The following is a 19,851-nucleotide window of genomic DNA, read 5'->3' on the forward strand; positions in this document are numbered from 1 at the left end:
AAAACCCGCGGCGCCCTGGGGCATCGCGGGTTTTCCGTGATCGGGCCGGCCGCCTGCGCGGCGGCCGTCTGCGTCCTAGAGACCGACCTCGCGCATCAGCATGCCGACCTCGGTGTTGGTCAGGCGGCGCAGCCAGCCGGACTTCTGGTCGCCCAGTTCGATCGGGCCGAAGGAGGTCCGGACGAGCTTCTCGACCGGGAAGCCGGCCTCCGCCATCATGCGGCGGACGATGTGCTTGCGGCCCTCGTGGAGGGTGACCTCGACCAGGTAGTTCTTGCCGACCTGGTCGACGACACGGAAGTGGTCGGCGCGGGCGTAGCCGTCCTCCAGCTCGATGCCGTCCTTGAGGCGCTTGCCGATCTCGCGCGGCAGCGGGCCGGTGATGGCGGCCACGTACGTCTTCTTCACGCCGTACTTCGGGTGCGTGAGGCGGTGGGCCAGCTCACCGTGGTTGGTGAGCAGGATGATGCCCTCGGTCTCCGTGTCGAGCCGGCCGACGTGGAAGAGACGGGTCTCACGGTTGGTGACGTAGTCGCCGAGGCACTGGCGGCCGTCCGGGTCCTCCATGGTGGAGACGACACCGGCCGGCTTGTTCAGCGCGAAGAACAGGTACGACTGGGTGGCGACGGTCAGGCCGTCCACCTTGATCTCGTCCTTCGGCAGCACGCGCTTGCCCTGCTCCAGCACGATCTCACCGTTGACCTCGACGCGGGCCTGCTCGATGAGCTCCTCGCAGGCGCGGCGCGAACCCATGCCGGCGCGGGCGAGCACCTTCTGCAGGCGCTCCCCCTCCTCCTCGGCACCCGGGAAGGTCTTCGGGGTCTTGACCACGGGCTTGTCGGCGTACCGGTCGCGCACGCGCTCCTCGATGCGCGCCTCCAGCTCACGCGGGCGGGACTGGCCGCTGCGGCTGCCGGGGCCGCTGCGCGGGCCGCCGGCGCCGCCGATGCCGGGGGTCCGGGAGGTCCGGGGACCGCCCTTGGCGCCACCGCGCGCCGCAGCGCCACGGGCACCGCCGCCGCCCGCCTTGGGGCCGCTGCGTCCGTTGCGCTCGCCCTCGGGGCCTACGTCGTAGCGGCGCTCCTCGGGACGCGGGTTGCGGATGCGGGGGGCCGGCTGGTCGCGGTCGCGCGAGTCGGAGCCGCCGCCCTGGTAGCCGCCACCGCCCTGGTAGCCGCCGGAGGAACCACCGGAGCTGCCACCGCGGGAACCGCCCTGGTAGCCGCCGGAGGAACCACCGCGGGGGCCGCCGCCGGATCCGCCGGAGCTGCCACCGCGGGAACCGCCCTGGTAGCCGCCGCCGGAGGAGCCCCCGCGGGAGCCGCCGGAGCTGCCGCCACGGGAGCCGCCGCCGGAGCCGCTGCCACCGCCGGAGCCGCTCCCGCGGTAGCCACCGCCGCCGCTGGAGGAGCCGCCGCGGGAGTTACCGCGCCCGCCGCCACCGCCGCCGCCGCCGCTGTTCCTGTTGCCGCCACCGTTGCCGTTGCCGCTGCTTCGCATCAAAGTTCCGTCGTCTTGTCGTCGTCTGCATCTGTGTCCGGTGCGTCCGGATCGAACGACGGAACACCTTCCTGCGTCTCGGCTTCGATCGCCTCCGCCTCGGGGAGGAAGGGCGCGAGCTCCGGGAGCTCATCAAGGCCGCGCAGGCCCATCCGCTCCAAAAAGTGGTTCGTCGTCCTGTACAGGATCGCACCTGTTTCGGGTTCCGTCCCCGCCTCCTCCACCAGACCCCGCTGGAGGAGGGTCCGCATGACCCCGTCGCAGTTGACTCCGCGCACCGCCGAAACCCGCGATCGGCTCACCGGCTGGCGGTACGCGACGACCGCCAGGGTCTCCAGCGCCGCCTGGGTCAGCCGGGCCTGCTGGCCGTCCAGTACGAAGCCCTCCACGGCCGGCGCGTACTGCGCCCGGGTGTAGAACCGCCAGCCCCCGGCCACGAGCCGCAGCTCGAAGCCCCGGCGCGCGGCGGTGTACTCGTCCGCCAGCTCCCGCAGCGCCCGCGCGACCTCGCGCGGGGTCCGCTCGAGCACCTTGGCCAGGTGCGCCTCGGTCGCCGGCTCGTCCACCACCATGAGGACGGCCTCCAGGGCCGGCTTCAGCTCCAGCGCGGCCACCGCGCTCACGTCGCCGCTCAATCCTTCGCCTCCACGATCTGGTCGAACTCGTCGGTCACGGTCGGCATGCCGTCGCCGTCCCCGCCGCTCCAGCGCACGGTGAGGGTCTGCAGGGCCTCCTCCTGATCGAGGACGACCGCCTTCTCCCGGTAGAGCTCCAGCAGGGCCAGGAACCGCGCGACGACGGTGAGGGTGTCCTCGGCGTCCTCGGTCAGCTCCTGGAAGGTGGCCGCCCCGCGCGTCTTCAGCATCAGCACCACGAGCCCGGCCTGCTCCCGCACGCTGACCAGGGGCGCGTGGATGTGGTCCACGTACACCTCGGGCTTGGCCCTGGGCTGCATGGCCTTCACCGCGAGCCGGGCGAACCCCTCCGGCCCGATGCTGATGACCACCTCGGGCAGCAGGTCGGCGTGGTGCGGCTCCAGCCCCACGGTCCGCGGGTACCGCCTGCCCTCGGCCTCCGCGCGCCGCTCGAAGATCTCGGCGATCTGCTTGTAGGCGCGGTACTGGAGCAGGCGGGCGAAGAGCAGGTCCCGGGCCTCCAGCAGGGCCAGGTCCGCCTCGTCCTCGACCTCGGCGACCGGCAGCAGCCGGGCGGCCTTGAGGTCCAGGAGGGTGGCGGCGACGACGAGGAACTCGGTGGTCTGGTCGAGGTCCCAGTCGGGTCCCATGGCCCGGATGTGGGACATGAACTCGTCGGTGACCTTGGACAGCGCGACCTCGGTCACATCGAGCTTGTGCCGGGAGATCAGCTGGAGCAGCAGGTCGAACGGGCCCTCGAAGTTGGCGAGCCGCAGCGTGAAGCGGCCGTCGCCGCCCGTGGGGGTGGAGGGGGGCGCGGGGTCCGCCGCCTCCGGGCGTACGTCCGGCTCGACATCCGGGGCCGGCTCCGGGTGGGACTCAGGAGGCTCCTGCTGCCCACCTGCGGGCCCGGGGGAACGTTCCGGCTCGGTACCGCCCGCCGTCGGCGCGGGGCGCGCAGCGGGCGCCTCAGGGATTTCGCGGTCCGCTCCCCCGTCGTACGCATCCGGTCGCCGGGCCGTGTCGGGGGCGCCGGGGCCTCGGCCCAGTACGCGCCGGGTCGGTCGGCCGGATTCGGCGGGGAGGGGCATCGCGGTCCAGGAGGTGCATGGGGGCGGCGTGGAGGGCCGGGCGCCGTGGCCGCGGCCGACCAGCAGCCTACGGGCTCCCCCGCGCTCCCCGGCGTATCACCGCCCGGCACGGCGCCGCACCCCGCGCGCCGTCCTGGCGGGCTCGGGGCCGCCGGGCTCCCGGGGCGGGCCCGCCGGCGCGGCCGGGAAGCGGGCGCCGGGAAAGCGGGTCGTCGCGGGCGGCTCAGCGGCCGCGCAGGCGCCGTACGAGGATGCTCGCGTCGCCGCGGGATTCGAGGTCGGCGAGTACGACCGCCACCGCCTCGCGGACGATGCGGCCCCGGTCCACCGCCAGCCCGTGCTCCCCGCGCAGCACCAGCCGCGCGTGTTCCAGGTCCATGAGCTCCTCGGCGGAGACATAGACCGTGATCTTCTCGTCGTGGCGCTCGCGGCCGCTGGGGCGCCGGTTGGCACCCCGGCCCTGCCCCTTGCCCCGGCGGCCCGCGCCGGCCTGGGCCGACCCGACACCGCCGACGGGGCCGGCAGAACCTTCCTGCGGGCGCCTCGGCTGCCCGACGACGGGCCCGCCGGGGCCGCGACCCTCACCCGCCGTACCCTCGGCCGAGGTGGCCGAGTGTTCCGCGGCGGGCGTCTCGTCGACCCCTCGCCGCGGCGAGGACGACTGGAGCGCCATCCCCCCGGTCGTACGGAACAGCTCGTCGGCTCCGGGCAGACTCACTCGGCGTGACACCGGGCGAGCACCTCCCTGGCCAGCTGGCGGTAGGCGGCGGCGCCGACGGAGTTGGACGCGTACGTCGTGATCGGCTCACCGGCGACCGTGGTCTCCGGGAAGCGCACCGTGCGGCCGATGACCGTGTGGTAGACGTGGTCGTCGAAGGCTTCGACGACGCGCGCCAGCACCTCCCGGCTGTGCACCGTACGGGAGTCGTACATCGTGGCGAGGATGCCGTCGAGCTCCAGCTCGGGGTTGAGCCGCTCCTGCACCTTCTCGATGGTCTCGGTCAGCAGCGCCACGCCGCGCAGCGCGAAGAACTCGCACTCCAGCGGGACGATGACCTTGTGAGCCGCCGTCAGGGCGTTCACGGTCAGCAGACCGAGCGAGGGCTGACAGTCGATCACGATGTAGTCGTAGTCGGCCATCAGGGGCTTGAGGGCCCGCTGCAGGGTGGACTCGCGCGCCACCTCGCTGACCAACTGCACTTCGGCAGCGGACAGGTCGATGTTGCTGGGCAGCAGGTCCATGTTGGGGACCGCTGTCTTGAGCAGCACCTCGTCGGCCGACATGCCCCGCTCCATGAGCAGGTTGTAGACCGTCAGGTCGAGTTCCATCGGGTTCACGCCGAGACCCACGGACAGGGCGCCCTGCGGGTCGAAGTCGACGAGCAGCACACGGCGCCCGTACTCGGCGAGCGCGGCACCCAGGTTGATGGTCGACGTGGTCTTGCCCACGCCGCCCTTCTGGTTGCACATCGCGATGATCTTCGCCGGACCGTGGTCGGTCAGCGGACCCGGGATCGGGAAGTACGGAAGCGGGCGTCCGGTCGGGCCGATCCGCTCACGGCGCTGACGGGCAGCGTCGGGGGCGAGAGTGGCCGCGTACTCGGGGTCCGGTTCGTACTCCGCGTCGGGGTCGTAGAAGTGCCCCTCGGGCACATTGTCGTAGTCGGCGAAACCCACGGGCTTTTCGCCGCTCAGGTCGCCGGCCCTGGAGTTCACGTCTAGGCCGTCCATGCTCTTTTGGGGCGTCGTCATGTGCTGGTGGTTTGCGAAGGTGCGTACTGCGACGGAGCCGACGGCTTCGAGCCCGGTAGGGCCCTGGCCCCGCTCAGGCATCCCTGCTCGACCACCCCCAGGAGCAAATGTCGACTCATTCACAAGTCGTCTTACCTCCTCGGATGTGACCAGGACACTTATCGATAGGTCAGCGTGGCACCATGCCGACGGTTGGCGACTCTATGGCGTGTCACCACTCAGCGGCAACACAATCCGCCGGACCCGACGCGTTGTGTCGGCAACCGAACACCACTCTGTCAAGGGCGCACGAGCTGTCGCTGCGAAGTTTCGCGGGTGTGCGAAAGGGTTAAAGGGTTACGTTCGAGGCGAGTTGAACGGGGTCGCCGGGCACCGCGCAAACGCGTCCGGCCGGACCTTGCGGGCAAGGTCCGGCCGGATACGTGAGATTGACGTCAGTCGTTGACGGGTCAGCCGAGCAACGCGCTCAGCTCAAGGGTCTCGAGGCCGTGAGCCTCGGCAACGGGACCGTAAACAACCTGGCCGTCATGGGTGTTGAGGCCCAGCGCGAGCGCGGCGTCACGACGCAGCGCCTCGGCCCAGCCGAGGTTGGCGAGCTGCACGATGTAGGGCAGCGTCGCGTTCGTCAGCGCGTAGGTGGAGGTGTTCGGCACCGCGCCCGGCATGTTGGCGACGCAGTAGAAGACCGAGTTGTGGACCTGGAAGGTCGGCTCGGCGTGAGTGGTCGGACGGGAGTCCTCGAAGCAGCCGCCCTGGTCGATCGCAATGTCGACAAGGACACTTCCGGGCTTCATCTTGGCGACGAGCTCGTTGGTGACCAGCTTCGGGGCCTTCGCACCCGGGATCAGCACCGCGCCGATGACGAGGTCGGCCTCGACGACGGCCTTCTCCAGCTCGAAGGCGTTGGAGACGATCGTCTTGATCTTCGTACCGAAGACCTTGTCGGCCTCGCGGAGCTTGTTGATGTCGCGGTCCAGCAGGGTCACGTGGAAGCCCATGCCGATGGCGATCTGCGCGGCGTTCCAGCCGGAGACGCCGCCACCGATGACCACGCACTCGCCCGCGTGGGTGCCGGGGACACCACCCGGGAGGACGCCGCGGCCGCCGGCCGAGCGCATCAGGTGGTAGGCGCCGACCTGCGGGGCCAGCCGGCCCGCGACCTCGGACATCGGGGCGAGCAGCGGAAGCGCGCGGTTGGCGAGCTCGACCGTCTCGTACGCGATGGCGGTGGTGCCGGACTCCAGCAGGGCGTCCGTGCACTCGCGGGAGGCCGCGAGGTGCAGGTAGGTGAAGAGCGTCTGGTCCTTGCGGAGGCGGTGGTACTCCTCGGCGATCGGCTCCTTGACCTTGAGCAGCAGGTCGGCGGTGGCCCAGACCTCGTCGGCGCTGCCGAGGATCTCGGCGCCGGCCGAGACGTACTCGGCGTCCGTGATCGAGGAACCCACACCGGCGTTCTGCTCGACGAAGACCTGGTGGCCGCCCCGGACCAGCTCATGCACGCCGGCAGGCGTGATGGCGACCCGGAACTCGTTGTTCTTGACCTCGCGGGGGATGCCGACCTTCATCGTCGATCACGGTCCTTGGCTCAGGGGATTTTCGGGGGCACTTCCATACATACCCGCCCACAAGAACGCGCAACGGGATGCACCACGGGATGCCGCAGTGAACCCAGTCTAATGAAGGATGAGTCGCTGTCTAGCCTTGCAAACCAACAATCTTAGTCGGAACCACTGCGGATTTCGCAGGCTGCGGGGTCATCTCCCAACAATCTGTCGGCTGCGGACCGGTGCAACCTGGCAGCTGCGGGGTCCCCCAGCCGGTCCAGCGTGTCGGCCAGCCGGACCTGTAGCGCGGCTTGAAGCCGCTGGTCGCCCGCCCTGCGAGCCAGCTCCACCGCCTCGCGGCAGGTGTGCAGCGATTCCTCGGGCCGGCCGGCGTACTCCTGGACCCGCGCCATCTCGCTCAACGCCTTTGCCTGACCGGGTACATCGGTCAGCTTCCGGTAGCCCGCGGCGGCCGCCCGCCAGCTGCGCAGCGCGTCCCCGTAGCGCCCCGCGTAGGTGTGCACGTTCCCGAGTCGCCCGTACAGCCGGGCCTCGTCAGCGCGCTCGCCCCGGGCGAGGGCCTGGGAGAGCGCCCGGCCGAACCAGTCGGAGGCCCGGTGCCAGTCCGTCAGCTCCTGGTAGGCGCCCCCTACGGATTCCATCGCGCGGCCGGTCGCATACGGATCGTTCGCCGCCCGTCCGGCGTCCAGCGCGGCCCGGTAGCGCTCCAGCGCCTCCTGGGTCCGGCCGGTCGCGGCATCCAGGTCGGCCAGGTTCAGCAGCGCGGCGGCCTGCTCCCGGTGCAGCTTGCGCCGCTCGGCCACGTCCAGGACCAGGCGGTGCAGCCCGTACAGCTCGGGGGCGGCCCCGGCCGTGCCCCGGTGGTCCGCCAGCGCCCGCACGAGGGCCGCGACGAGCCGGCGGGCCAGGGTGTCCAGCTCCCCGTCGGCCACGGCCAGCGAGGCGGCCGCGGAGAGCGCGGGCAGCCGGGTGTCCAGCCAGGTGGCGGCGGCCCGCCGGTCGGGAAAGCGCAGGGCCCGCGGCAGACCGTCCAGCAGTTCCCGCAGGCCGTCGTCGACGGCGGCGTCGACCGCGGGCTCCTCGGGCTCGGCCATGGCCCGGCAGGAGTGCAGCAGCCGTACGGTGCGCTCCAGCATCCGGGCCCGGGCCAGCTGGACCTCGGCGGGCCGCTCCCTGGCCTCCAGCAGGGCCCGGAGCATCGGCGCGAGGCAGCCGGGCAGCAGGAACAGGCCGTTGCGGGAGGAGTGGACGAGGCCCAGCCCGGCGAAGTCGTCGAGCGTGGCCTGGGCGGCGGCCACGGAGCAGCCGGCGAGGGCGGAGGCGGTGTGCGAGTCGACGATGCCGGCCGGGGCGAGCGGCAGCAGGCGCAGGGTCCGCTGGGCGGGCTGCGGCAGGGCCTCGTAGACGAGCCGGAAGCCGCGGGCGAGCGGGCCGCCGGTGGCGGCGGGCATGTCGTGCAGCTGCTTGGCCACGTCGGCCACGGAGGCCTTGGGGTGGGCGGCGAGCCACCCGCCGACGAGGACGAGTGCGGCGGGCTGTCCCCCGCACTCCTCGGCGAGGGCCTCGGCGGCCCGCGGGTCGGCGGTGACACGGGTGTCGCCGATGCGCTGCGCGAGCAGTTCCACGGCGGAGGGGGTGTCGAGCCCGCCGAGGGTGCAGGGCCGGACGTCCGGGATCCCGGTGAGCGGCCCCTCGGCGGTGACCACGACCAGGCACTCGGGGGTGTCCGGCAGCAGGGCGTCCACCTGCTGCGGATCGGCGGCGTCGTCGACCAGGATGATCACCCGGCGGCCGTCGAGGGCGGTGCGCAGGGCGGAGCTCAGTTCGTCCTCGCCGGCCCCGGGCGGAGTGGGCCGCCCCAGCCCCTCCAGGAGGCTGCGGACGGCCTGCTCGGTGGCCACGGTCTCCCCGCCGGGGGCGGTGAGCCGGGTGCGGAGCACTCCGTCGGGGTACTCCTCGGCGACCTCGCGCACGAAGGCCTCGGCGAGGGCCGTCCGCCCGGAGCCCGGCCGCCCGGCGACGAGCAGCACCCGGGCCCGGGGCGCCTTGGCCTTGCGGCCGGAGAGTGTGTCGAGCCCGGTCCGTGCGATGTCCTCGCGCAGCTCCTTGAGCTCACGCCGCCGCCCGACGAAATCCGCCACGGATCCGCTCCTCTCCCTGCCACCGGATTGCGAGCGTAGTTCACGCAGAGCGACGACCCGTGTGGAGCGCGGCGGGCAAATCCCCCAATCGGATCAGCAGATGGACCTACTTTTCACGCACAGCCCGCAAGAACCGGCCTCCGGGCGCGCTCACGCCTCGTACGGGCGGGCCGGCCAGGGCGCCTGGGCCGGGCGCAGGGAGTCGATTCCGCCCTCGGAGGCGAGCGCGGCGGAGAGGGCGAGCACTCCGGTCACCAGCCCCGGGTTGCCCAGCTCGCCCGCCAGGACCCCGCGGACCAGGTCGGCGAGCGGGACGCGGGCGATCTCCATGTCGGCCTCCTCGTCGGAGACCGCGTACCGCTGTCCCTCGGCCTCCGCCAGGTCCCGCGCGAGGAAGACGCGGACGGCCTCGTCGGATCCGCCGGGCGAGCTGAAGAAGTCGGCCAGCACCCGCCAGTCGCCCGCCTTGGCGTGCGCCTCCTCGTACAGCTCCCGCTGGGCGGCGTGCAGCGGGTTCTCGCCGGGTACGTCGAGCAGCCCGGCCGGGAGCTCCCACAGCCGGTGCCGCACGGGGTGGCGGAACTGCTTGAGGACCAGCACCCGCTGCTCCTCGTCCAGAGCCAGGACACACACCGAGCCCGGGTGCACCTGGTAGTCGCGGCGCACCACCGCGCTGTCGGGCATCCGGACCTGGTCCGAGCGAACGGCCGTCTTCGCGCCCTCGAACGGGGTGCGTGAGGCGACCACCGCCCACGACTCCGGTGTGTCCACGATGTCGTTGCCCATGGCCATGGCCGATACCTTCCCCGAGAACGCGACAGCCGGGGCACGATCCGTGCCCCGGCTGCCTACGTTATGCGGTCAGGCGCTCACTTCGCGGACTGCTGCCGCTCCACGGCCGCCTTGACCAGCCCGGCGAACAGCGGGTGCGGGCGGGTGGGGCGCGAGCGCAGCTCCGGGTGGGCCTGGGTGGCCACCAGGTAGGGGTGCACCTCGCGCGGGTACTCGACGTACTCGACGAGCTTGTTGTCCGGGGAGGTGCCGGAGAAGACGAGGCCCGCCTTCTTCTCCAGCTCGCCGCGGTAGGAGTTGTTGACCTCGTAGCGGTGGCGGTGGCGCTCGTCCACGTACGCCTGGTCGCCGTAGGCCTCGCGCACGATGGAACCCTCGGCGAGCTTCGCCGGGTACATGCCCAGACGCATGGTGCCGCCCAGGTCACCCGCGCCCTCGACGAAGGCCAGCTGCTCCTCCATGGTCGAGATGACCGGGTGCGGGGTGGAGGCGTCGAACTCGGTGGAGTTCGCGTCCTCGATGCCCGCGAGGTTGCGCGCGGCCTCGATGACCACGCACTGCAGACCCAGGCACAGGCCGAGCAGCGGGATCTTGTTCTCGCGGGCGTAGGTGATCGCGCCGACCTTGCCGTTGACACCGCGGTCGCCGAAGCCGCCGGGCACGCAGATCGCGTCCACGTCGGAGAGCTGGGCCGCGGCTTCCTCCGGGGTCTTGCAGTCGTCGGAGGTGACCCACTTGATCTGGACGCGGGCCTTGTTGGCGAAGCCGCCGGCGCGCAGCGCCTCGGTCACCGACAGGTAGGCGTCGGGCAGGTCGATGTACTTGCCGACGAGCGCGACCTTGACCTCGTGGTCGGGGTTGTGGACCCGGTCCAGCAGGTCCTCCCACACCGTCCAGTTGACGTCGCGGAAGGGCAGGTCGAGCTTGCGGACGACGTACGCGTCCAGGCCCTCGGTGTGCAGGACCTTGGGGATGTCGTAGATCGACTTGGCGTCGATCGCGGCGACCACGGCCTCCTCGTCGACGTCGCACATCAGCGAGATCTTGCGCTTGATGGAGGTGGGGACCTCGCGGTCGGCGCGCAGCACGATCGCGTCGGGCTGGATGCCGATGTTGCGCAGGGCCGCGACCGAGTGCTGGGTCGGCTTGGTCTTCAGCTCGCCCGAGGGCCCGATGTAGGGCAGCAGGGAGATGTGCACGACGAAGACGTTGTCACGGCCGACCTCGTGGCGGACCTGGCGGACGGTCTCCAGGAAGGGCAGGGACTCGATGTCGCCGACGGTGCCGCCGACCTCGGTGATGACGACGTCGACGTCCGCGGTCGCCATGCGGCGGATGCGGTGCTTGATCTCGTTGGTGATGTGCGGGATGACCTGCACGGTGTCACCGAGGTACTCGCCGCGCCGCTCCTTGGCGATGACCTGCGAGTAGACCTGGCCGGTGGTGACGTTGGCCGAACCGTCGAGGTCGACGTCGAGGAAGCGCTCGTAGTGGCCGATGTCCAGGTCGGTCTCGGCGCCGTCGTTGGTGACGAACACCTCGCCGTGCTGGAACGGGTTCATCGTGCCGGGGTCGACGTTCAGGTACGGGTCGAGCTTCTGCATCGTGACCCGCAGACCGCGCGCCTTCAGCAGCGCACCCAGGCTGGAGGCCGTCAGGCCCTTGCCGAGGGAGGAAGCGACACCCCCGGTGACGAAGATGTGCTTGGTCGTCATGGATTTGGGCGGCATCGCCAAGAGGGGGCTCCCGTGGTCGCGAGGTGAGGTGCGTCCGGCGCCGGCCACCATCGATCCGGAAGGGTCTCAGGGGGCGCCGAAGCTGCGGTTTCGGGGCTCCTGATTTGCACAGGCAGACCACCGGTCCACGGGGTACCAGCCTATCAGCGCCCGGAGCGGTCCGCCTCCGGGGACGCGGCGCGCGCTCCGTCCGGGGGCACGGCAGTGCGCCGGAGCGGTGTACCCGCTGCTCACCCGTTCGGCCCAGCCGCATTCTTCCGGGGCTCCCGTGGATCACTAGGGTGCCGTCATATCCTGCTCGGATATTGCACACATCGCCGCCGAGCAGTCCGTCGGACGGCCTAACCGGGCCGGTATGCGGAATCATGGGGCTCATGCGGCACTCTCTGCACACAGGAGACCGCTCAACAGCGCAATGCAAGCGCCCCCTCGGGGGCGGACGTGGCCGTTCGACTGGAGATGCACGTGTCCGGGCGCATCGAGGATTACGCACTGATCGGGGACATGCAGACCGCGGCACTGGTCTGTCGGGACGGGGCGGTGGACTGGCTGTGCCTGCCACGCTTCGACTCGCACGCCGTGTTCGCGAGCATTCTCGGCACCGAGGATCACGGGTTCTGGCGGATCGGCCCGGCGTTCCCCGCGGGCACCGAGGCTCCCCGTGCGACCCGCCGCCGCTACCGCGGTGACTCGCTGGTACTGGAGTCGGAGTGGGACACCCCGCGCGGCAAGGTCCGCGTCATCGACTTCATGCCTCCCCGTGAGGACCACGCGCCGCAGCTGATCCGCATCGTGGAGGGCATCAGCGGGCGGGTGCCGATGCGTTCGGCACTGCGGATGCGCTTCAGCTACGGGCGGGTCGTGCCGTGGGTGCACAAGGTCGACGGGCGCACCGTGGCCGTCGCCGGTCCGGACTCCGTCTGGCTGGACGCCGACGCGCAGACCTACGGCAAGGACCTGACGACGTACTCCGACTTCACCGTCGGGCCCGGCGACCGGAAGGCCTTCAGCATCACCTGGCAGGCTTCGCACCGCGACGCGCCCGAGACCCCCGACGCCGAGGCGGCCCTGGACTCGACCACCGAGTTCTGGCGCGAGTGGGTCGAGCAGTGCACGTACCACGGGCCCTACCGGGAGGCCGTGATCCGCTCCCTGATCACCCTCAAGGCCCTCACGTACGGCCCCACGGGCGGGATCGTCGCCGCGCCGACCACCTCCCTCCCGGAGGAGATCGGCGGGGTCCGGAACTGGGACTACCGCTACACCTGGCTGCGGGACGCGGCGATCACCCTCTCATCGCTGCTGCGCACCGGCTACCGCGAGGAGGCCCGCGCCTGGCGCGAGTGGCTGCTGCGCGCGGTCGCCGGCGACCCGGAGAACCTGCAGATCATGTACGGGATCGCGGGCGAGCGGGAGCTCGGCGAGACCGAGCTGGACTGGCTGCCCGGTTACGAGAACTCCCGCCCCGTCCGCGTCGGCAACGGCGCGGCGGGCCAGCTCCAGCTGGACGTGTACGGCGAGGTCACCGAGGCCCTGCACCTGGGCCATATGACCGGGCTCGCCCGCAGCGACTACGCCTCGCTGCTCCAGCTCAAGCTGATCCGCTACCTGGAGACCCACTGGGACCAGCCCGACGAGGGCATCTGGGAGGTGCGCGGCCCGCGCCGCCACTTCGTGCACTCGAAGGTGATGGCCTGGGTGGCCGTGGACCGCACGATCAAGCTGATCGAGAGCGGGGACGCGGACGGTCCGCTGGAGCGGTGGCGCGAGCTGCGCGACGAGATCCACGAGGACGTGTGCGAGAAGGGCTACGACAAGGAGCGCAACACCTTCACCCAGTCGTACGGGTCGAAGGAGCTGGACGCCTCCCTGCTGCTGATTCCGCAGATGGGCTTCCTGCCGCCGGACGACAAGCGGGTCATCGGCACCATCGAGGCGATCCAGCGCGAGCTGTCCACGCCCGACGGTTTCATCCTGCGCTACCCGACGGCGGGCGTGGAGGCCGGCGTGGACGGCCTGGAGGGCGACGAGGGGGCCTTCCTGGCCTGCTCGTTCTGGATGGCCGACGACCTCGCCATGATCGGCCGGGTGGACGAGGCGCGGCGGCTGTTCGAGCGGCTGCTCGCACTCCGCAACGACCTGGGCCTGCTGGCGGAGGAGTGGGACCCGCGGCTCCAGCGGCAGGTCGGGAACTTCCCGCAGGCCTTCAGCCACGTTCCGCTGATCGACACGGCCCTGCGGCTGACGGCGAGCGGGGCGTACGGGGGCTAGCAGCGCGTACGGGCCGCGGCGGCGGGCCGGCTCACCGGGGCGGCGGACTTTCCCGCCGCGCCCCCGTGATCGTCCCCGCCTACGCTGGAAGGGTCCTATGCCCTCCCTCCGGTGGAAGGGGGCAGCCCCATGGCTCCCCTGTCGAAGGCGGGCGCGGCCCTGACCGCGCTCCGCGAGGATCTGTCCGGCGAGGTCTTCGCCCCGGAGGATCCGGGGTACGACGAGGCCCGTACCGTCTTCAACGCGATGATCGACCGCAGGCCCGCCGTCATCGCCCAGTGCGAGAGCACCGCGGATGTGATCACCGCGGTGCGTTTCGCGAGGGAACTCGACCTGAACATCGCCGTGCGCGGCGGCGGGCACAGCGTGGCCGGGATGTCCCTCAACGACGGCGGCCTCGTGGTGGACCTGCGGCGGATGCACGAGGTGACGGTCCATCCGGCGGCCGGGTCCGCGCACATCGAGGGCGGCGCCACCATGAGCCACCTGGACCGGGCCTGCGAGCCGTACGGGCTGGCGACCACCGGCGGCCGCGCCTCCACCACCGGCGTCGGCGGCTACGTCCTGGGCGGCGGCAGCGGCTGGCTGGACCGCAAGTTCGGCCTGGCGGTGGACAATCTGCTGGGCGTGGACCTGGTCACCGCCGAGGGCGAGCTGGTCCACGCGACGGCCGAGGAGCACCCGGAGCTGTTCTGGGGGCTGCACGGCGGCGGCGGGAACTTCGGCATCGCCACCTCGCTGACCCTGCGGCTGCACGAACTGCCCGCCATGTCGATCGCGTTCCTGCTGTATCTGCCGGAGCGCGGGCCCGAGGTGGTCCGTACGTACCGGGACCTCATCGAGGCCGCCCCGCCCGAGGCCTCGGGCGGCGCCCTCTACCTGACCGGTCCGCCCGAGGAGTTCGTCCCGCAGCACCTGGTCGGCCGGCTGCTGGCCGGGGTGCTGCTGACCTACGCGGGCCCCGAGGAGGAGATGCGCAGGCTGGCGGAGCCGCTGCTGGCGATCCCGCACGAGTCCGAGATCGTCACGGCCATCCCGTACGCCGATCTCCAGTGCATGATCGACGACCCGCCGGGCATGCGGAACTACTGGTCGGCGGAGTACCTCACCGGTTGCCCCGACGCGTTCGTGGACGTCTTCTGCTACCGCGCCGAGGCCATGCCGGTGCCGACCGGCACCCAGCACCTGGTCTTCCCGCAGGGAGGCGCCATCGCCTCCGGCCCCACCGACTACCCGGTGCCGTACCGCGACGCGCCGTGGGTGGTGCACCCGTTCGGGATCTGGGAGGACGTCGCCGACGACGAGCGCTGCCGGCAGTGGGTCAAGGACGTCCGCGCCGACGTCCGGCCGTGGAGCACCGGCGCGGTCTACCTCAACTTCACCGGGGACGAGGGCGCGGAGCGGGTGGTCTCGGGCCTCGGCGGCGAGAACATGCAGCGGCTGGGCGCGCTGAAGCGCCACTACGACCCCGACAACATCTTCCGCTTCAACCACAACATCCGGCCCGCCTGACGATGGAGACGGGTCGGCCGGTAGCGTCCCGCGATATGGAAAACCAGGGCGGGATCACGGTTCAGCGGGCATTGGAGCTGCCGGGACTGCGCGGCGGTCTGCCGGAGGTGGTGGCCTGCGCCGACCGCCTGGGACGGACCGTCCGGTGGGTGCACGCGGGTGAGGTGCCGAACATCGCCTCCCTGCTCAAGGGCGGCGAGCTGCTGCTGACCACGGGGCTGGGCCTCGGCACGCGGCCGGCCGAGCAGCGCGCCTTCGTACGCCGCCTCGCGGACCGGGGCATCGCCGCGCTGGTGGTCGAACTGGGCCCGCGCTTCACCCGGCTGCCGGCCACCATCGTGGAGACCGCGCGCTCGGCGGGGCTGCCCTTGGTCCAGCTCCACCGGGAGGTCCCCTTCGTGGCGGTCACCGAGGAGGTCCACACCGAGATCGTCAACCACCACTACGCCCTGCTCCAGCGGGCCGAGGAGGTCCACCGGCGCTGTACGGAGGCCCTGCTGGGCGGTGGGGGCATCCCGCTGGTCCTGCGGATCCTGGCCGACTTCACCGGGAACCCGGTCTTCCTGGAGACCCCCGACGGCCAGCTCCTGTACGCGGCCGGCAGCACGGCGGGGGACCCGGGCGCCGACCCGCTCCAGGTGTGGGAGGGCCTGCGGGGCCACCGCGAGGCCGAGCCCTCCGCGAACACGGTGGTGGTCGACGTACCGGGCGGCGGCCACGGCACCGGCTCGGTCCGGGCCCGGGTCGTCCTGGTCGGCGTCTCCGCCCCGCTGCTCCCGGTGCACCGGATGGCGGCCGAGCGGACCGCCGGCGTCCTCGCCGTCGTCCTGATGCAGGCGCGGCAGGAGGACGAGCTGGCCGCGCGCGGCCGCGGCGACTTCCTGACGGACCTGGCGGAGGGCCGCATCTCGGCGGAGGACGCCCCCGCGCAGGCCCGCGTGCTGGGCTTCAAGCCCGGCGGCGGCCCGCTGCTGCCGGTGGTCATGCGGCTCTCCTCGGACCTCGGCCCGTCCGGCAACTGGGCCGTCCTGGCCCGCGCGGTACTGGAGGAGCTGTCGTCCGTCGGGGTACCGGTCCTGCTGGGCGTCCGCCCGGTCGAGGGCCGGGTCCCGCTGCTGGTCTCCCTGCGCGCGGAGTCGGAGCGTACGGCGGTGGCGGACCGGGTCTCGGCCGCACTGCGGGCGGGCGTCGAACGCGCGGGCCTGGACCGGGCCGACGCCCCGCCGGCGGTGGTCGTCGGCGTCGCGGGCGGCTGGGCGGCCGCCTCGGCGGGCCTGCGCCATGCCGCGGAGACCGCGACGGCCGCGCACGGGCTGCCGGCCCGGCCCTGGTACGACGCCCGGCGCCTGGACATCGACCTGCTGCTGTGGCGGCTGCGCGAACACCCCGACCTGGCGGCCTTCGTGGACCGCGCGATCGGTCCGCTGCGCACGCACGACACGACCTCGCGGCCGCCGCTCCTGCCCACGCTGGAGACGTACCTGGCCCACGCGGGCCGCAAGGCGGAGACGGCGCGCGAGCTCCACCTGAACCGGCAGACGCTGTACAACCGGCTGGCCCGCATCTCGGAACTCCTGGGCACGGACCTGGACGACCCCGAAACGGTCCTCGCCCTCAGCCTGGCCCTCCGCGCCCGCCGCCACGTGCCTTCTTGACGCCCCACTCGCACGGTTCGGCCCCGGAGGGCCTCCCCGGCTTCGCGCCGCTGCGCCGGACTCCGCCCACCGTTTCCCCGGGCTCTGCCCCCGGAGCGGCGACGGCCCGCGGCGGCTAGTGGCGGGTTCTTTCCATCAGTTCGTCGTAGACGGACAGGACCTGCGCCACCGTGTCGTCCTCGGACGGCCACGTCGCGGCCTGGGCGCGCCCCGCGACCGCCAGCGCGGCCCGCCGGTCCGGATCGGCCAGGAGGCCGGTCACGGCCGAGGCCAGGGCCCCCGCCTCCCCCGGCGGGACCAGCACCGCGCCCGGTCCCACCAGCTCCGGCACACCGCCCACCGTCGTGGCCACCAGCGGTACGCCCACCCGCAGCGCCTCCTGCGCCAGCAGCGCCCGCGCCCCCCACCGGCTCGGCAGCACCGCCAGGTCCGCCGCCGCCAGCAGCTGCGCCGCGTCCCGGCGGCGGCCCAGCAGCCGTACCGGGAGCCCCTCCTCGTGGATCCGCCGGGAGAGTTCGGCCCGTAGCGGCCCCTCCCCCGCGATCACCAGCAGCGGCACCGGGTCCAGGCCGCGCCACTCCCGTGCCGCGTCGAGCAGGACCGAGTACCCCCGGTGCGGCACCAGGCTGCCGACCGCGATCAGCAGCGGCCGTTCCACCGCGCCGAGTTCCGCCCGTACCTTGCCGGGGTCGGCCGCCGCCTCGGTACCGCCCGGGCCCGCCGGCACCGCCACCGGGGCCAGCCGCGCGTCCCTGGCGCCGCGCAGCCGTGCGAGGTCCACCTGGTCCGAGGAGGCCCCGAGGACCACTGCCGCGGCCCGCGCGACGTGCCGTTCCAGCATGCGGCTCAGCCGCCCGAGCGCGCCGACCGCCGTGGGGTCCTCGCCGTGCCAGCTGACCACCAGGGGTACCCGGCGCCCCCGCATGGCCAGGGCGGCGCGCATCCCGGCGCGCACGCCGTGGGCGTGCACGAGGTCGGCTCCGGCGCACGCGGCCCGCAGCACGCTGACCGCGTCGGGCGCGAACTGCGCCCCGGCGCCGGTGAAATCGTACTCCCCCTCCGCCTGGACGGGTGCGCACACCGTGACGCGTAGCCCGCGCGCGGCGAGTCCGGTCGCGAGCGACCGTACGTGCGCGCTGCTGCCCGCGCCCGCACCGCCGCCGAGTACTTGCACGGTGCGCAGCGGCGGCCGGCCGTAGGGCTGGGCCGGAAGGGAGGTGGAAACCGGGGAGCTGCTCACGGGCCGAAGCTCCAGGGTGAGGGAGTCAGAGACGTCGCCAAGGATGCCAGTCCGCACGCGCGTTCCGGGACCATACGGGTGCGGATCCCGGACGAGATACCGCAGGACGCCCCTCAGCCTCACCCACACGGACTATCGCCGGCTCGGTCCGGGCACGGCGAAGGGCCCAAAACGCCGCGCGTTCCGGACCCCCGCCACCGGGCACATCACGCGTCCGCGCGCGCCGCTGCCAGTAGTTCCTCGGCGTGGGCCCGCGCCGAGGCCGAGTCCTCGTGCCCGGCCAGCATGCGCGACAGCTCGCGGATCCGGTCCTCGCCCTCCAGGACGGTGACCCCGCTGCGGGTGACCGATCCGTCGTTGGTCTTCTCCACGAGAAGTTGACGGTCCGCGAAGGCCGCCACCTGCGGCAGGTGGGTGACGACCACGACCTGCGCCGACTTGGCCAGCTTCGCCAGCCGCCTGCCGACCTCGACCGCCGCCTTGCCGCCGACTCCCGCGTCGACCTCGTCGAAGAGGTAGGTGGGCACCGGGTCGGAGCCCGCGAAGACGACCTCGACGGCCAGCATCACCCGGGACAGCTCACCGCCCGAGGCGCCCTTGGCGATCGGCCGCGGCTGGGCGCCAGGGTGCGGGGCCAGCAGCAGCTCGACCTCGTCCGCGCCCGAGGGTCCGTAGGCGACCGGGCGGCCGTCCACGTCCACTCCTTCGGGGTCCTCGGCCTGCCGGATGTCGATGGTCACCCGGGCGTGCGGCATCGCCAGCGAGGCCAGCTCCGCCGTCACCGCGGAGGCGAAGCGCGTCGCGGCTTCCACCCGGGCGTCCGTCAATGCCTGGGCCAGCAGGGAGAGTTCGCCGCGCAGACCGTCGCGCTCGGCGGTCAGTTCGGTGATCCGTTCGTCGTCGCCATCCAGTTCCAACAGCCGCGCCGCGCCCTGCTCGGCCCACTCCAGTACGGCGGCCACGGTGCCCGCGGAACCGTACTTGCGGGTCAGCTGGGTCAGGGCGGCCCGCCGTTCCTCCACCGCGGCCAGCCGCAGCGGGTCGGCGTCCAGGTCGTCGGCGTAGCCCGCCAGCTCCCCGGCCACGTCGGACAGCAGGATGCCCAGCTCCCCGATCCGTTCGGCGAGGGTGCCGAGCGCCGGGTCGTGCGCCCGTACGGATTCCAGCGCCCGGTGGGCGCCCGCGACGAGCATGTTCGCGTCGACGACTTCCGGGTCCTCGGGGTTGCCCGCGAGCGCGGCGTGCGCCAGCTGCGCCGCCGAGGCCAGTGATTCGGCGTGTCCGAGCCGCTCGGCCTCCGCCGCGAGTTCGGTGTCCTCGCCGGCCACCGGCTCCACGGCCGCGATCTCGTCCAGCCCGAAGCGCAGCAGGTCCGCCTCCTGGGCCCGCTCGCGCGCCCGGGTGGTGATCTCCTCCAGCTCCACGGCGACCGCGCGGAGCCGGCGGTAGGCCGAGCCGTACTTCTCCAGCGGGACGGCGACGGCGTCGCCGGCGTACCGGTCGAGCGCCTGGCGCTGGCGGGCCGGGCGCAGCAGCCCCTGCTGGTCGGTCTGCCCGTGTACGGCGACCAGGTCGTCGGCGAGCTCGCCGAGCAGGCCGACGGGCACGGAGCGGCCTCCGACGTGGGCGCGCGAGCGGCCCTCGGCGGACACCGTCCGGCTGATCAGCAGGGCGCCGTCGTCGAGCTCGGCCCCGGCCTCCTCGGCACGAACGGCGGCGGGGGCGTCCGGGCGCAGGACAATGCGGCCCTCGACCACCGCCGCCTTGGCCCCGATCCGCACCAGGGCCGGGTCGGCGCGACCGCCGAGCAGCAGCCCGAGGCTGGTGACGACCATCGTCTTGCCCGCGCCGGTCTCGCCGGTCACCGCGGTGAAACCGGGCGACAGCTCGACCACCGCGTCGTCGATGACCCCGAGCGACCGTATCCGCATCTCCTCAAGCACGGGACGACGATACCGAGG

At 72.8% G+C, this 19,851-nt stretch carries 14 protein-coding genes; 3 read left to right on the forward strand and 11 right to left on the reverse strand.

Annotated features, from left to right (window positions below; all coding sequences use genetic code 11):
- Positions 1 to 75: 75 nt before the first annotated feature.
- The 9 genes from ACIQZO_RS29665 to ACIQZO_RS29705 form a co-directional block, all read right to left on the reverse strand.
- Positions 76 to 1,500 carry a pseudouridine synthase gene (locus ACIQZO_RS29665; RefSeq protein WP_403631729.1) on the reverse strand — a complete coding sequence of 475 codons (1,425 nt, stop codon included), beginning with the start codon at positions 1,498 to 1,500 and terminating at the stop codon, positions 76 to 78.
- Positions 1,500 to 2,072, reverse strand: coding sequence for an SMC-Scp complex subunit ScpB (scpB, locus tag ACIQZO_RS29670; protein WP_403631819.1), 573 nt, complete (start codon positions 2,070 to 2,072; stop codon positions 1,500 to 1,502). Before scpB ends, ACIQZO_RS29665 begins: the two co-directional genes overlap by 1 nt.
- A gap of 59 nt (positions 2,073 to 2,131) precedes the next feature.
- Positions 2,132 to 3,226 (reverse strand): segregation/condensation protein A, encoded by a 1,095-nt coding sequence (locus tag ACIQZO_RS29675; RefSeq protein ID WP_403631731.1) that lies wholly within the window; start codon positions 3,224 to 3,226, stop codon positions 2,132 to 2,134.
- Between the two features lie 223 nt (positions 3,227 to 3,449).
- Positions 3,450 to 3,956 carry a hypothetical protein gene (locus tag ACIQZO_RS29680; protein ID WP_403631734.1) on the reverse strand — a complete coding sequence of 169 codons (507 nt, stop codon included), beginning with the start codon at positions 3,954 to 3,956 and terminating at the stop codon, positions 3,450 to 3,452.
- Complete coding sequence (locus ACIQZO_RS29685; RefSeq protein WP_078626630.1) at positions 3,941 to 5,059, reverse strand: ParA family protein; 1,119 nt, start codon at positions 5,057 to 5,059, stop codon at positions 3,941 to 3,943. The genes ACIQZO_RS29680 and ACIQZO_RS29685 overlap by 16 nt, the downstream gene beginning before the upstream one ends.
- 368 nt (positions 5,060 to 5,427) lie before the next feature.
- Positions 5,428 to 6,543 (reverse strand): alanine dehydrogenase, encoded by a 1,116-nt coding sequence (gene ald, locus ACIQZO_RS29690; protein WP_403631737.1) that lies wholly within the window; start codon positions 6,541 to 6,543, stop codon positions 5,428 to 5,430.
- A gap of 152 nt (positions 6,544 to 6,695) precedes the next feature.
- Entirely contained in the window at positions 6,696 to 8,684 is a 1,989-nt protein-coding gene (locus ACIQZO_RS29695; protein WP_403631740.1) for a tetratricopeptide repeat protein, read from the reverse strand.
- Positions 8,685 to 8,834: 150 nt separating this feature from the next.
- On the reverse strand, positions 8,835 to 9,470 hold the full coding sequence (locus ACIQZO_RS29700; RefSeq protein ID WP_403631822.1) for an NUDIX domain-containing protein: 636 nt from the start codon (positions 9,468 to 9,470) through the stop codon (positions 8,835 to 8,837).
- An 83-nt stretch (positions 9,471 to 9,553) separates the two neighbouring features.
- Positions 9,554 to 11,206, reverse strand: coding sequence for a CTP synthase (locus tag ACIQZO_RS29705; RefSeq protein WP_403631743.1), 1,653 nt, complete (start codon positions 11,204 to 11,206; stop codon positions 9,554 to 9,556).
- A 447-nt stretch (positions 11,207 to 11,653) separates the two neighbouring features.
- On the opposite strand from ACIQZO_RS29705, the gene ACIQZO_RS29710 reads away from it, so the two are divergent.
- The 3 genes from ACIQZO_RS29710 to ACIQZO_RS29720 all read left to right on the forward strand — a co-directional run bounded on the left by ACIQZO_RS29710 (position 11,654) and on the right by ACIQZO_RS29720 (position 16,650).
- Entirely contained in the window at positions 11,654 to 13,483 is a 1,830-nt protein-coding gene (locus ACIQZO_RS29710; protein ID WP_403631746.1) for a glycoside hydrolase family 15 protein, read from the forward strand.
- Positions 13,484 to 13,612: 129 nt separating this feature from the next.
- Positions 13,613 to 14,995 (forward strand): FAD-binding oxidoreductase, encoded by a 1,383-nt coding sequence (locus tag ACIQZO_RS29715; protein ID WP_403631748.1) that lies wholly within the window; start codon positions 13,613 to 13,615, stop codon positions 14,993 to 14,995.
- Between the two features lie 35 nt (positions 14,996 to 15,030).
- Complete coding sequence (locus tag ACIQZO_RS29720; protein WP_403631751.1) at positions 15,031 to 16,650, forward strand: PucR family transcriptional regulator; 1,620 nt, start codon at positions 15,031 to 15,033, stop codon at positions 16,648 to 16,650.
- Between the two features lie 115 nt (positions 16,651 to 16,765).
- Here the strand turns inward: ACIQZO_RS29720 and ACIQZO_RS29725 are convergent, their stop codons facing one another.
- Together ACIQZO_RS29725 and recN are read right to left on the reverse strand one after the other, a co-directional pair.
- Positions 16,766 to 17,890, reverse strand: a complete 1,125-nt coding sequence (locus ACIQZO_RS29725) for a glycosyltransferase family 4 protein (protein WP_403631754.1) — start codon at positions 17,888 to 17,890, stop codon at positions 16,766 to 16,768.
- Between the two features lie 206 nt (positions 17,891 to 18,096).
- Positions 18,097 to 19,821, reverse strand: coding sequence for a DNA repair protein RecN (gene recN / locus ACIQZO_RS29730; protein ID WP_403631824.1), 1,725 nt, complete (start codon positions 19,819 to 19,821; stop codon positions 18,097 to 18,099).
- Between the last annotated feature and the right edge of the window lie 30 nt (positions 19,822 to 19,851).

It is taken from the genome of Streptomyces sp. NPDC097617 (genome assembly GCF_044761485.1).
GTDB lineage: Bacteria > Actinomycetota > Actinomycetes > Streptomycetales > Streptomycetaceae > Streptomyces.